At 51.2% G+C, this 12,914-nt stretch carries 12 protein-coding genes; 8 read left to right on the top strand and 4 right to left on the bottom strand.

Going from position 1 to position 12,914, the window contains the following annotated elements; genetic code table 11:
• From E7746_RS02225 to E7746_RS02190, 8 genes are all read left to right on the top strand, one after another.
• Complete coding sequence (locus E7746_RS02225) at nucleotides 1–228, top strand: hypothetical protein (protein ID WP_123397077.1); 228 nt, start codon at nucleotides 1–3, stop codon at nucleotides 226–228.
• Entirely contained in the window at nucleotides 212–1,531 is a 1,320-nt protein-coding gene (locus tag E7746_RS02220) for an ArdC family protein (RefSeq protein WP_128707320.1), read from the top strand. Before E7746_RS02225 ends, E7746_RS02220 begins: the two co-directional genes overlap by 17 nt.
• A gap of 4 nt (nucleotides 1,532–1,535) precedes the next feature.
• Nucleotides 1,536–2,726 carry a toprim domain-containing protein gene (locus E7746_RS02215; protein WP_136409714.1) on the top strand — a complete coding sequence of 397 codons (1,191 nt, stop codon included), beginning with the start codon at nucleotides 1,536–1,538 and terminating at the stop codon, nucleotides 2,724–2,726.
• A 7-nt stretch (nucleotides 2,727–2,733) separates the two neighbouring features.
• Nucleotides 2,734–3,489 carry a hypothetical protein gene (locus E7746_RS02210; protein WP_123397074.1) on the top strand — a complete coding sequence of 252 codons (756 nt, stop codon included), beginning with the start codon at nucleotides 2,734–2,736 and terminating at the stop codon, nucleotides 3,487–3,489.
• Nucleotides 3,490–3,531: 42 nt separating this feature from the next.
• The gene (locus E7746_RS02205; protein ID WP_068960315.1) at nucleotides 3,532–4,077 is read left to right on the top strand and encodes a topoisomerase C-terminal repeat-containing protein; all 546 of its coding nucleotides are present in this window, start codon (nucleotides 3,532–3,534) and stop codon (nucleotides 4,075–4,077) included.
• A complete protein-coding gene (locus E7746_RS02200) occupies nucleotides 4,074–4,613 on the top strand; it encodes a hypothetical protein (RefSeq protein WP_068960314.1) in 540 nt (179 codons plus the stop codon). Before E7746_RS02205 ends, E7746_RS02200 begins: the two co-directional genes overlap by 4 nt.
• 64 nt (nucleotides 4,614–4,677) lie before the next feature.
• A complete protein-coding gene (locus E7746_RS02195; RefSeq protein WP_068960313.1) occupies nucleotides 4,678–4,869 on the top strand; it encodes a histone H1 in 192 nt (63 codons plus the stop codon).
• Between the two features lie 424 nt (nucleotides 4,870–5,293).
• Nucleotides 5,294–7,174, top strand: coding sequence for a ParB/RepB/Spo0J family partition protein (locus tag E7746_RS02190; protein ID WP_068960312.1), 1,881 nt, complete (start codon nucleotides 5,294–5,296; stop codon nucleotides 7,172–7,174).
• 305 nt (nucleotides 7,175–7,479) lie between these two features.
• Here E7746_RS02190 and E7746_RS02185 read toward each other — a convergent pair whose 3' ends face one another.
• Genes E7746_RS02185 through E7746_RS02170 form a run of 4 tightly spaced genes read right to left on the bottom strand, consistent with a single transcriptional unit; the run spans nucleotide 7,480 to nucleotide 12,830 of the window.
• A complete protein-coding gene (locus E7746_RS02185) occupies nucleotides 7,480–9,084 on the bottom strand; it encodes a DUF3943 domain-containing protein (protein ID WP_157755851.1) in 1,605 nt (534 codons plus the stop codon).
• A 15-nt stretch (nucleotides 9,085–9,099) separates the two neighbouring features.
• Nucleotides 9,100–10,083 carry a DUF4249 domain-containing protein gene (locus E7746_RS02180; protein ID WP_136409713.1) on the bottom strand — a complete coding sequence of 328 codons (984 nt, stop codon included), beginning with the start codon at nucleotides 10,081–10,083 and terminating at the stop codon, nucleotides 9,100–9,102.
• A gap of 3 nt (nucleotides 10,084–10,086) precedes the next feature.
• Nucleotides 10,087–12,378: a TonB-dependent receptor plug domain-containing protein gene (locus E7746_RS02175; protein ID WP_123397042.1), complete on the bottom strand. Its 2,292-nt coding sequence runs from the start codon at nucleotides 12,376–12,378 to the stop codon at nucleotides 10,087–10,089.
• On the bottom strand, nucleotides 12,375–12,830 hold the full coding sequence (locus tag E7746_RS02170; RefSeq protein WP_136409712.1) for a hypothetical protein: 456 nt from the start codon (nucleotides 12,828–12,830) through the stop codon (nucleotides 12,375–12,377). The genes E7746_RS02175 and E7746_RS02170 overlap by 4 nt, the downstream gene beginning before the upstream one ends.
• Nucleotides 12,831–12,914 lie beyond the last annotated feature (84 nt).

Raw genomic sequence — 12,914 nt, 5'->3', positions numbered from 1 at the left:
ATGGCAAGATTAGAATACGACGAGCTTGTGCAGCTCCTCCAGGACGGACAGATAGGACATCTCCGCTTCATGCTGGAGAGCGACAACGCAGAGTCATACCTCGAATGGTGCGAACAGCATGGCATTGAGCCGTCCGACGAGTCGGCGGAGTTCTACTACGACGAAACCGAGATTGACATGATGGAGCGACAGCTCATAGACGACGAGAACTATGGCATCTGGAACTGACGGGTTCAACAGTTCCGGACAGCAGGCCCTCGACCGCTTCGCACAGATGATGATAGAGCGCATGGAGAGTATGAAGGCGTCGGACTGGCGGCAGGGATGGATCGGGGGCGCGTCCTCCGTCGGCCTGCCCCAGAACGTGACCGGGCGCAACTACTCCGGCTCAAACTCCTTCTTCCTCCAGCTACATTCGGCCATGAAGGGCTACGAGCTTCCGGTTTTCCTGACCTTCAAGCAGGCGCACAACTTCAAGGCGCACGTCCTCAAAGGCGAGAAGGCCTTTCCCGTAATATACTGGGATATGCTGGTGCGTGACAAGGACGGAAAGAAGATTAGTTCGGACGAGTACAGGGCCATGTCGCAGGAGGAACGGAAAAAACTTGACGTGATACCGTTCATCAAGGCGTTTCCGGTGTATAACCTCGACCAGACCAATTTCCGCGAGGCGCAGCCGGAGCGTATGCAGAAGCTCCTCGACCGCTTCAAGGTGCCGGAGATACGCGACACGCAAGGGATGTACGCGCACTCCGCCCTCGACAACATGGTGGCGCAGCAGACTTGGCTCTGCCCCATACAGGCCGACCGCAAGGAGAAGGGGGCATACTATTCCCCATCGCGCGACATAGTGATGCTTCCGATGAAGGCGCAGTTCAACACCGGCACGACGCCGGAGGAGGTATATCGCGACGGCATGGAGTTCTATTCGACCATGCTCCACGAGATGGCCCACTCGACGATGACACCCGAAAGGCTCAACCGCGAGGCGGGGTCGAAGTTCGGCGACCCGAAATATGCCAAGGAAGAGCTTGTGGCGGAGCTTACCGCCGCGATGATCTCCCACTCGATGGGATTCGACACGAGCGTCACCGACAATTCGGCCGCCTATCTCGATTCCTGGATTACGGTGCTGAAGCAGGAACCGAAATTCATAGTGTCGGTGATGGCCGATGTCAACAAGGCTTCGGAAATGATACTCGACAGGGTGGACGCACAGCGTCTTGCCCTGGGCGAGCAGCCATATCTCGCGAAGAATGACCCGTGGGTGCCTCCGTTGGAGGACGAGATATGCCCTTTCAAGAACGCCTCCATAGTGAAGACCCGCTCCGGCGATTTCGCCATACGCGCCTCCTACAACGGCGTCGATCTCGGAATGAAACCGATTGAGCGGTCAACAGCCCGTATGTATTTCCAACTCACGGACGAGCGCGAGAAGCACGCATTTCTCGGCAGCACCATCCGCAAGCACTACGGGTCGGAGATTGCCGGCATAGAACGCAAGGCGTCCAAATCACTGTCAATCGCATAATCCTATGGCACCGGGTGACTACAGAATAGATTTCAAGGCGTTGAAGGCGCGTGTCGGCATCGATGACGTGGCCTATTCGCTGGGCTACCGCCTCGACCGCAAGGCCGGGGTCGGACGCTACATAGAGCTTGTGCTGGGCGAGGGCAAGGATAAACGCGATACGATAATTGTAAGCAACCGCCGTGACAAGGCTTCGCAGACATTCTTCCGGCGCGACGGCTCCAAGGGTGACGTGGTGAGCTTCATACGCGAGAATCTCAACTCATTCAACGCCTCCGGGCAGAATGAGTGGCAGCGCATAGCCAAGGTTATGGCGCAGTTCGCCAATATGCCTGAACCTGACTACGGCAGGGAGCGCGACTATGTGAGGGCCGCGTCGGCACCGCAGGTGTTCGACTCGAAGCGTTACAGCGTCCGTCCGATAGACCCCGACCGGATTCCATGCCTCTTCTCGCAGCGCGGCCTCTCGGCTGATACGGTTAAGGCACTTTCTCCCTTTATCTACCTCGTTTCAGACCGCCGCAACGAGAATTTCAACGGCTTCAATATCGGCTTTCCCTATACTGCCGCCGACAGCGACAAGATAAGGGGCTATGAAATCCGGGGTATGGGCGGCTACAAGTCCAAGGCGGCTGGCACCGACTCTTCCACCGCCGAATGGGTGGCCGACCTCTCGCACGGCAGGAACGGGCTTGTGCGCCATGTGTTCTTCTGTGAATCGGCCTTCGACGCTATGGCCTTCTTTCAGATGAACCGCACACGGCTGGGCGAGGACATCGCCCTTGTGTCGCTCGGCGGCACTTTCTCCGACCGTCAGGTGCAGGGGGTGATGGAGCGTTTTCCCAACGCACGGGCGTATGACTGCTTCGACAACGACCTTGCCGGGCGTGTCAACGGCCTGCGCCTCATGGCACTGGTGGAGGATATTCCGCTGAAAATCACCAAGACCGACTCCGGGCTTATGGTGGAGGCGAAAGGAAAGAACTTCGATGTGTCACCTGAACGCTCCATATACACGCAGGTGGGCACCCATATCCCGGTGCGCTACCGTATGGGGCAGTGGCAGCCTCCAAAGGATTTCAAGGACTGGAACGACTGTCTTTTAGGCAGACGCACCGAGCCTAAGATAATGCCTACCAAGCATGAACGTGACGATAACCTTGCCGAAAGACGCAATTCCGGCATTAAAATGTGACTGACCGATGAAGATAACGACAATATTACAGCCATATAAGGTCGGGATTCCGGCGTTGCTCGCTTTCTCCCTCCTGTCGGTTCCGGGAGCGCAGATAACGGCGCAGCAGACCGACCCTACGCTCACGGCGGCGGTGATAGCGCAGACCGCCGAGCTGAAAAGCATACACAAGAAGCGCAAGACCACCCAGGAGCGGATAATAGCTGCCGAGGCAGCCGTGACAGTGGCCCTCGACCGGGTTCACTCCGTGGAAAACAAGATGCTGGAGTATCTTTCCAACGCCCAGGGCGCGATGCAGAACCTTTATCAGATAAAGCGCGCGGGCGAACTGGTGCTGACGGAGATCCCCAAAAACTGCGACCTGCTGAGAAAATCGGTGCCGGGACACCTCAAAGGCACGGCGATAGCCCTGCTGGTGTCGGACGAGCTGACCGACGCGGCGACCCAGATGGCTGCTCTATATCCCTTTATGAAACAGCTTGTGACCTCCGGGAGCTACACTGTGACCGGAGCCGACGACAGCAAGGAAAAACACAAGGTCAACCTGCTCAACTCCGCCGAGCGGTACTATATCGCCAACGAGGTCGTTACGCGCCTCGAAACGATAAACACCGACCTGTGGCTGCTGGCATGGCAGGTGCGCACGCTCTCATGGAACGACCTTTGGTTTTCTCTCGACCCGGACGGCTGGGCCTCGGTGATGTCGGGAAAGGCTATCGCCGAAAATCTTGTGTGGGAGTGGAACACCATCAAATACAGATAACGAGAATACAGTTGAAGACAATCAAATTTTTTACATTTCAATATGGATAACGAAACAAAGATTATCGGCCGCTGCCCGGTGTGCGGCGGCAACGTGGTAAAGACCTGCAAGGGCTACCGCTGCGAGAACAATACCGGGGAGGACGGCAAGTGCGGCCTCTTCATCAACGGTGTGATCGGCAACCGCAAGATGTCCGATGACGAGATTGCGAAACTGCTTGAGAAGCGGAGCATATTGCTCGACGGCTTCGCCACCAAGGAGTGGAAGGCTTTTCCAACGGTGCTTGTCATGGGTGACGACGGGGTTATATCAATGGAGTCTATTGTGGCGCGTTGCCCCCGGTGCGGCGGAGAGATCCGTGTCGGAGCAAAGGCGTTCAACTGCTCCAACTACCGTCAGGAGGGGAATCCCTGCGATTTCGTGATATGGCGCAACATAGGCGGCCACCTGATGACGCTCGACGACGTGCGCGAGATATGCGCCGACGGCGTTACATCACGCGAGATAGAGATGTATGGCGAGAACGGCGCGATATACCGCCGCAAGCTCGGCCTATCACCCGACAAGACAAAGGTTATCAAGGTATGAGGCCGGGAACGAAACTCGCAATAATGCTCGCCTCCGGCGCGTTGGTCTGGGGGATTATAGCGATGGCCGTGTGCTGGCGCGAGAAGCCGCAGAAGCGGGCCGTAAGAGTGGCGCAGACCGCCCTCCATGCCTCGGTTGACAATCCTGAATCGGTGAAGGTGATTGCCGTCAGCGATCCGGACAGCGTTTTCGGACGCTGCTACATCGACGACGAGGAAAAGATGGCGATAGCCGTGTCTATGATGAAGGTAAACGAGAGGGTGATGTCGCAGACCGACAACCTCGGCAGCATGGACTTTGACAATCCCGCCCTCCGGGAGCTTGTCGAGAGGCAGATGTCCTCTATGTCGGCCATGCGCTCCCTTATGTCGTTGGAAGGCCCGGACGCTCCCCGAAAGCCGTTCAGCGGCTGGAAGGTCAAGATAGAGTACGAGGCCGTATCGGAAAGCGGCACTCCCTACCGCTCGGAATACTGGTTTATCACCGACCGCGACGCGCAGTGCGTGGTAAGCTCTTTCGAGATACCGTTGCTGTAAACAATATTCATCATTCAACCAACCCGTAAACACGATTATATCAACTCCAAAACAACTAACGCTTATGAAGGATCTTCTTAATCAAATCGAAACTCTCACCACCTCGTTTATGAAGGACGCCTCGTCGCAGCTTGACAAGGGTAACAAGGCGGCGGGGCTTCGCGCCCGTCGCGCCTCCCTGGAGCTGGAGCCGCTGCTAAAGCGGTTCCGCAAACTGTCACTGGCGGCTGCAGCCTCCGGCAAAAGACAAGATTAGCATCAGGATGTTCTGGCAGGGACATTCATTATCCACTCATTATTGCGGCTTCCATTTTACTGCCATTCCAAATAATAGGACAATTTCTTTGCTATCCGGGAATCTCTGTGCGCGAGCATGGGGATTCTCTCTTCTGTCGGCCCGTGGCTCTCGCGCCCGTGTATTTTTCGTTACAAAGTTACGGCTGGCGGTGACGGCGGCAAGCGACCGCCTTCGGCTTGCCTGCGTGAAAAAATCCGGCAGCCTTCCGCGATTTGTGCCAAATCGGGTATTCCGTATTTTTTCGCTTGCCACGCTTGCCTTGCGCCCCCTGTGCCCTCCGTCCTGATTGTATCGAAAAAATCACCCGGACGCGAGAAGCCGCAAGGCTTCAGACAAAAGGGAAAAAACAAACATTTCTCAAACATCTAAAACCCTTTTAATTATGGAAGCAGCAAACCATACCAACGCCAACAACGCAGTAAACGTGACCACAATCGCCCTCTCGCTCATTCAGCCGAGTGGCTTCAACCCCCGAAAGAGTTTCGACGAGCAGGCTCTTACCGAACTTGCCGATTCTATCCGTCAGCACGGGGTGATACAGCCTGTAGGGTTGCGCCCCATACCCGGCACCGACCGATACGAGATAGTGTTCGGCGAAAGGCGTTACCGCGCCTCGCTCATAGCCGAGCAGACGGGAATCCCGGCAGAGATATATGACAACCTTTCCGACAAGGAGGCGGAGGAAATGGCGATTACCGAGAATCTGCAACGGCAGGACATCGCCCCTATGGAGGAAGCCTCGGCTTTCCGTCGCCTCATAGAGAGCGGACGCTACGACGCGCAGTCACTCGCCGTGCAGGTAGGCAAGAGCGTGGCCTATATCCGCACCCGAATGAAACTTACGACCCTCATACCCGAAATAGCCTCATTGCTTGACACGGACGACATCACCGTCAGCGTGGCCTCCGAGATATGCCGTTACGGCGAGGACATCCAGCGTGAGGTTTACGAAAAGCACCTCAAAGACGGTCTGCCGTACAATAGTTGGCGTGGCATGAACGCCTCTAAGGTGGCGCAGATGATAGAGCGCGACTTCACAACCGAGCTTTGCCGTTACAGCTTCGACAAATCAGCGTGTGCCTCATGCCCCCACAACACCTGCAATCTGCTCCTTTTCGTGGAAGAGGGCTACGAGGGAAAATGCGCAAAATCCTCATGCCTCAAAGAGAAGCACACCGCATACCTCGCCGAAAAGGCAGTATCCATGCTTGCCGAATACCCCGAAGCCAACCTCTGCCAATACCAATACGACACCAACGAGGCGGTTGCCTCGCGCCTTGCCGAAATGGGCTACGAGATAGAGACCGTAAGCGATTATCCCAAACGCTTCCCGACCGAACCCGACGCACCGCAGAGGGAGGAAGATGATACCGACGAGGAATACGCGGATATGGTGCAGGACTATCAAGAGGAAATGCAGGAGTATTACACTGAACGTGCCGAACTGCTCTCAAAGAGCGAGGCAGGAGAAATAACCCTCTATATATGGGTTGGGCGCAATGACGTGACCCTCGGCTACAAGGCTGTGCCCGTAAAACAGCGCGAGGACGGCAGTGCCTCCACCGCGATAATAGCCGACTTGAAGGCAAAGGATATGCGTAACAAGGAGATAGCCGTTGAGCATACAATCGCCGACACAAAGGAGCAAATCAAAAAGGTTGACATCACCGAGGCGAAATTCTCCAACGAGGAAGACAAGATGATATATTTCTTCCTGCTCTCATCGCTTCGCAGGGAGCATTACGAGGCCGTGGGTCTGACCGACCGTGACCCATACAAGGCTCTCGACGACATGGAGAAAATGGCAATCATCGCCAAACTCAACGCCAAGACCAAGGCGATTATCCGCAGGGATTTCCTTATCGCCAATTTCCAAGGCGCATACCGCACCAACGCAATATCCGGCCTCCTTTTCGCTTTCGCCAAGAAGCACATGCCGGACGAGTTCGCGGCAATCGAGAGCCAATACAACGAGATATACGAGAAGCGTCACAAACGCCTTGAAGAGCGCATAGCGCAACTCAGACCTACCGACTTGCCGGAGGCTGAACCCGAGGCTCCCGAAACTGCCGAAACGCCCGAAGCCGACGAGCCGGAGGAAGCCGTGACCGACCCTGCCGAGGAAATTGCGGCTGAACCTGCCGATAAAGCACCCGAAGAAACCACCGAAGAAACCACCGAAGAAGCCGAGGTCATTCAACCCGACCCTGCCGAGGACGCACCGCAGGGAACTGACAACGACACCGAAGAAGCTGCCGCCTAAGCGATAGGCAAATGTTTGAGCAAGCCACCCCAAACCGAATGGTGCGGGGTGGCTTTTGCTCGTACCCGACCAAAAGCCGCCGGTTTTGGAAACCTGTCAGCCAGACTGATTTGGAAAATTGTTTATCAAATAAGCCCCATAGGATATTACATATAATCAGGATGTCGGGGAAGACTGCTACTAATTGACAGATTTCTGTATCTGAAAAACGAGGGAGACTATTTTAATTAGTGAATAACATTCATTGCTGACCAATTTAGTAAAACAAGATAATAGGTTTGTGAATACCTATATTATATATGGACTCAAAACTTGTATGTCAGCATCAAGTGAAACCCAAGCTGCTTGCTCTCTATATGAGGACTTATGGTTGATGTTCCCCCATCTCTTATGGTCAATCCATCATAATTGGTATTTCTGATATACATATCGAATCCTGCCGTGAAATACAACCTTTTCCAAATGTCATAGCTAAATGATGCCTCAAAATGATTGAATGAAGAATTAGAGGAATCACCTTGCACATTGACAGGCTTGCCTTCTGGTGTAGTTGACCAATCAAAATCAGAATCATAGCCATTCCATGTATAAATCTTGTAAAACTGGTTTGCAAGCCTTAACGACAGCCTGTCATTCCAAAGATTAAGATTTGCTCCCGCCTTTATTGAGAATCCTGATCCCCAGTTGTAGTTGCGGTGATAGTCACGATAGAAGTCGGTAAGGATTCCCGCCAAAGCTATACCGTTTAGATGCAGAAAACCGTCAATTCTCATTATCGGCAATGGCTTGTATCTGAACATAACGCCGCCTCCGACCGAAGCTGGGGCACCCAGCTTGTACGGTACGGCGCATGGAAACAGTTTCGAGCTGTTTCTCTCTTCGCGGATTGTGTCAGAGTCAAAAAAGTCAAAATGCTGGTATAGACCAACATTTAGGTTTAAATCTTTTTTATCCACAATCTCCTTTGAAAGAAGTCTGCCGACAATCTCTGCACGACTTAAAAGCGGCTGAGATTTTATTCCCTGTACTTCAAGCAAGAAAGTAAAATAATCGTATGGAGCTTTCGTTGTCTCAGCAAATTTGTCGCCATACTCTATATTTACTTCCGCCGCAACGCCTGCCTTGGTACCCTCGTCATTATCCCACAATGTAAGCAATCGTCCGCCTAACGATAGCTCTACACTGATTGGGGGAATTCCGAAATTGCGTCCGGGAGTATTGCGCTTTTTCCAGGCATCACCGGAAAATATACGGGTAAGTCCCCTCATGGGGTTAACAACGAATGCAGCAAGCTCCCTTCCAAATCTTTCCCCACCCGATGCTCGGTCGTCGATGATAAGGTCGGAAGCCCTGTAAAGCACCTCTCCGATAGCGGCACCGCCCACAGGGGTGGCTATTATATCGTTTGTAGAGGGGTATTCACACTCCATGAACATCTCCCACATGGCACTGCCTCCTATGGCAAACAGTTCCGACTGCCAGAAATTATAGCCGTTGGAACGCCCTGCATTGAAGAAAATTGATCCATTATAGGGATGGTCGAACATATTGGTATGCAGATGGTCGTCATCCCACTCGAAGCCGTGCCGGAAATTCTCTTTGATGGTGCTCCATGATATATAGGCATAGTGCCCGTCAAGCACATAACGGTCGAACGCCCATAAACCGATATTGAAACCGACAGTCTCTCCGGCAGCGCGCCAGAAATGCTTCTTTCGATACCTTGCAACATCAATACTGTCTGGAGGAACCACCTCCGAGACAGTGTGTGAGTCTTGAAACCGGAGTTTGCCCGAAGATATAACAGATAAGGTATCCGCCTTCTCTAATGTGTCGGTGTCAATCTGGGAGTAAGCCGGCAATATTGCAGCATATACTGATATAATTACTAAAAGCAAAAGTCTTTTCATATTGTTCATCTCATCTTATTCAGTTGGAAATGGTCCTACAATCTTCATTACATCAATCTCACTTTCTGCCATAGTATAGCACCCCAATATGCCAACTCCGCCCTCTATGTTAGAGAAAACCTTTACCGGGTCAGCAATGCCGAGGTCAATCATACCACCCTGCAGCCCTTTTTCTCCCGTCTGGTTTATCAGAACGCTTACAAGATAGTCATAATATGCCTTGGAGATTGCATAAAGTCTGAATCCACGCTTCATCTGTGTTTTTCTCCATTCATTAGACCCTTTTACCATCTGCACTATTTCCTTGACTACAATGGTGTGTTCTTTACCATCAATCCCTTTGTCAGAAAAAGGAAGCCCGTATGGTGAATATGGCTCCCATCCTGGAAGTGTGGAATGGATTTGGCTGGCAAGCTGCTGAAATACAAGCTCATGGGTAAAGTCTCGTTCTCCCATCCTGATGTCCTTGCCTCGCTCCACCGCGTCCCATTGCAGAAAATAATAATTGTCTTCATCCGGACGGTCTGTAAACGTAATGCCATACGTGAATATAAAGTCTGAGTTGGTATAGATACTTACCGGACCCTGCCGCTCTACCGAGACTCCTTCTATGCTGGCCGCATCCGGCATAATGTCGGATGCGGAGACGAAGGTCTCTGAGTATTCGGTGCTGATAGTAACCCTGTCACCAGACTGTATTTTTATATCCGATATATATAGATTTCTTGTTTTATCATATTCCATGATTCCTCTTCCAACTTCGTTTACCTTAACCAATATGTTAAGGTCTTTCACGTATGTCCTGTCGTTATGGATGTCGGAAAAGAAATAGGTCTTTGTCGCCGACACCTGCAGTGAAGAATCCGGACATACCAAAGAATTGATGGTAAGGATATTCTCGCCGTCCTTGTCGCGGTATTCGTCAAGATCCACCTCGTGATAGCACGAGATAAGCATGACCGGGAACAAGGCTGAAAGCAGATATTGTTTGTTTCGCATTTTTTAGAATGAATATGTATAGGAGACTGATGGAATTATAGGAATGAAGCTCAACGTCTTGAACGCTCTGTGCCAGTTATCTTTGTTGGCGGAGTCAATAATGTTGTTCTCATTGTCTTTCTTGATAGTTATGGCATTCATCCGACAATAGGCATTGTAGAGACTGAAATTCCAAACCCCGGAACGTCCGTTCTTATATGTCTTGTAGATGCTCATGCCGAGGTCAAGCCTGTGGTATGCCGGAAGACGCACATTGTTTCTCGATGAATAATAGTCTATTCCGTCAACTTCGTTGCCGTATCCCGGAGGACCTACTGTAGGCGCGTCGGGGAACTGGCTCCCAGGTATGTCATAGTTATACATCGAGAGTGTGAGCCGGTTGCCGGTCATATAAGTCCACCCGGCATTGAAATCTATTTTGTCGTTGAGCTTGTAAGACAGGTTTATATTGATTTTGTGACGGTTGTCAAACTTTGCAGGGAACTTTCTTCCGATATTCAAATCCTCAAACTTGCGCCAGTTCCACATCAGCCCGTAACCGAGCGAGCCTGTAAACCTGCCCGCCTCCTTTGTAACACTAAAATCCAGCCCGTAAGACCACCCTTTCCCGGAAGTGAGTTTCTCATTCCATGAGAGTCCGGGATTCAGTACAGATACGCCTTCACGATATTCGAGAAGATTGTCCATGTCCTTATACCATCCCTCAAAAGAGAAATACATATACCATGGAAGGTTGCCGTAAAATCCCAGTGAATACTGGTCACTTCTTAGAGGCTTGAACCCTGCGGCGACGGGTTGCCAAAGGTCGGTTGGAAGACTTATATAGTTGTTTGAAACCTGCTGCACATATTGGTGCATTCTCGCATAGCTTGCCTTGACGCTATAGTTTGTCCCTATGGCTATCTTCAGAGATGCCCTTGGTTCAATATTGGAAAATGTGTGTCCCTGAATTCGGCAAAATGTCCCTCTAAGACCTAAGTTGAACGCTATCTTGTCATTGAAGTTTAGAGTGTTGTCAAGGTATGCAGCCAGTTCATTGGATGAGATATGAGGGCTGTTATTGTCATCCTCACTGCATTCCCCGTCGGAATAGAATTGGTTTACAAGACCTTCCGGCAGATAGTCGTGGCTGACAAACTCTATTCCGGCTCGAAGCCTGTAAGTTTTGGAGAAATCGGCAAGATAGCTTGTCCTGACACCGATGTCGGCGATGCTGTTTTTTGTCCGACTTTTGTTATATCCGTATGTGTCAGAATCCTCCAGATCACTCTGATATTCCCTTTCCTGACGGTAGGTGGAAGAATATTTGGAGTAATATACAGATGTATTCCATATCCCTGGTCCGAGTCTGTAGTCGAATGCACCGAGCACACCCCAGTTGCCCCATGACAGACGATTGACATCCTCATCAAAGAAACGGGTGGTTGACTCAGTGTCGTCAGGCACCGGTATGCCGTCAGGCCCCACTACATAGCTCTCATTCTTACCCTCAAATTCACGCAGGCCTATTTTGAGGCGGTCATGACCATAATATCCTATTATATAAGCCGTCATGTCTTGGTTAAACTTGTGGTCAAGACGGAGATTGAGGTCAGTGAAGCTATATCCGGCAATATGTTTCTTTCCTTTTTTCTTTTCAACCGCGTTCATTATTGCAAGTGTCGGTGCCGAGACCAGGTCAATCCATGAACGCCTGACACCTATGGTAAATGCCGTACGGTCTTTTATAACAGGTCCGGTAAGGAAGATATTGGCGCTGAGCAACCCCACGGAAAACTTTCCATGAAACTTTTCAAAATCAGAACGCTTCATGGCAACATCAGTTATTGAAGATATTCTCCCTCCGTAGCGCGCAGGAAATGCGGCCTTGTAGAAGTCAACACGGCTTACAGTCGGGACATTGAACGACGAGAATATGCCTCCAAGATGGCTAACATGATAAAGCGGTAAACCTTGGTAGAGAAAAAGGTTCTGGTCATTGTCTCCGCCTCTCACATACATTCCCGTGAATCCTTCGACACCCTGGGAGACCCCAGGCAGAGTCTGCAATGCCTTGACAATATCAGGTTCGCCAAACATCACTGGTAAGTCCATTACCATCTTGTTACTTAGGCTTATCCTTCCCATTTCCGGAGCGTTGAGGTTGCGGTCGGCACCATAACCCCGTACTTCCACTTCTTTCAGTACATTGACTTTGCCGACTGAATCGGACGTGGCAAAGCCGTCTTGACCTAAAACACAGATGGCAGGGAAGCAAAACAGCCCTGCCATAATGGCGATTATCCTTAATGTCATTTTGTAGTTAGCTTAAGGATAAGACCTTTATTCTCGTGATGCGAGAGGGGATCGCCGGTAAACTCGCCGACGTACTCATATTCTATATTCTGTATCATGGTCGTGCCTTTGAACCCCATTATATTGGAGACAGTCACAAACGACGACTTATCGCCTTCCAAGGGGAAGCCGGCAATCGATACGGTAGTCGTATAAGTCGGATCCGACGGATGGGCTATTTGGTCCAGATCCTTATCGGGGTCTAAATTGGCATCTAAAAGCCTTGAAGTCAATGTTACAGAGGATACTGTCATGGTCTCTTTTCCGTCAACACTGAACTCAAGTTGTTTCCCCGAATAAATGCCGTCGCGATAGCTTGGAGAATTGGGGAGTGATGGCTCAGTCTCCTCATTATTGCAAGACAATATTACTAATGGTACTATAAAGAGCCAAATCCTATATATCAATTTCATTATTTATTCTTATAAAACTGGGGTTTAGCGAATCAAAGCTACATTTTAGAAATTTACCCCTGCTACATATTACTGCGGCAGGGG

The sequence above is a fragment of the Muribaculum gordoncarteri genome (genome assembly GCF_004803695.1).
GTDB classification, from domain to species: Bacteria; Bacteroidota; Bacteroidia; order Bacteroidales; family Muribaculaceae; genus Muribaculum; species Muribaculum gordoncarteri.
This window is presented reverse-complemented; position numbering and strand designations above follow the sequence as displayed.

Coding starts and splice junctions, on each gene's coding strand:
- E7746_RS02225 (WP_123397077.1), top strand. CDS start 1: ATGGCAAGATTAGAATACGACGAGCTTGTGCAGCTCCTCCAGGACGGA.
- E7746_RS02220 (WP_128707320.1), top strand. CDS start 212: ATGGCATCTGGAACTGACGGGTTCAACAGTTCCGGACAGCAGGCCCTC.
- E7746_RS02215 (WP_136409714.1), top strand. CDS start 1,536: ATGGCACCGGGTGACTACAGAATAGATTTCAAGGCGTTGAAGGCGCGT.
- E7746_RS02210 (WP_123397074.1), top strand. CDS start 2,734: ATGAAGATAACGACAATATTACAGCCATATAAGGTCGGGATTCCGGCG.
- E7746_RS02205 (WP_068960315.1), top strand. CDS start 3,532: ATGGATAACGAAACAAAGATTATCGGCCGCTGCCCGGTGTGCGGCGGC.
- E7746_RS02200 (WP_068960314.1), top strand. CDS start 4,074: ATGAGGCCGGGAACGAAACTCGCAATAATGCTCGCCTCCGGCGCGTTG.
- E7746_RS02195 (WP_068960313.1), top strand. CDS start 4,678: ATGAAGGATCTTCTTAATCAAATCGAAACTCTCACCACCTCGTTTATG.
- E7746_RS02190 (WP_068960312.1), top strand. CDS start 5,294: ATGGAAGCAGCAAACCATACCAACGCCAACAACGCAGTAAACGTGACC.
- E7746_RS02185 (WP_157755851.1), bottom strand. CDS start 9,084: ATGAAAAGACTTTTGCTTTTAGTAATTATATCAGTATATGCTGCAATA.
- E7746_RS02180 (WP_136409713.1), bottom strand. CDS start 10,083: ATGCGAAACAAACAATATCTGCTTTCAGCCTTGTTCCCGGTCATGCTT.
- E7746_RS02175 (WP_123397042.1), bottom strand. CDS start 12,378: ATGACATTAAGGATAATCGCCATTATGGCAGGGCTGTTTTGCTTCCCT.
- E7746_RS02170 (WP_136409712.1), bottom strand. CDS start 12,830: ATGAAATTGATATATAGGATTTGGCTCTTTATAGTACCATTAGTAATA.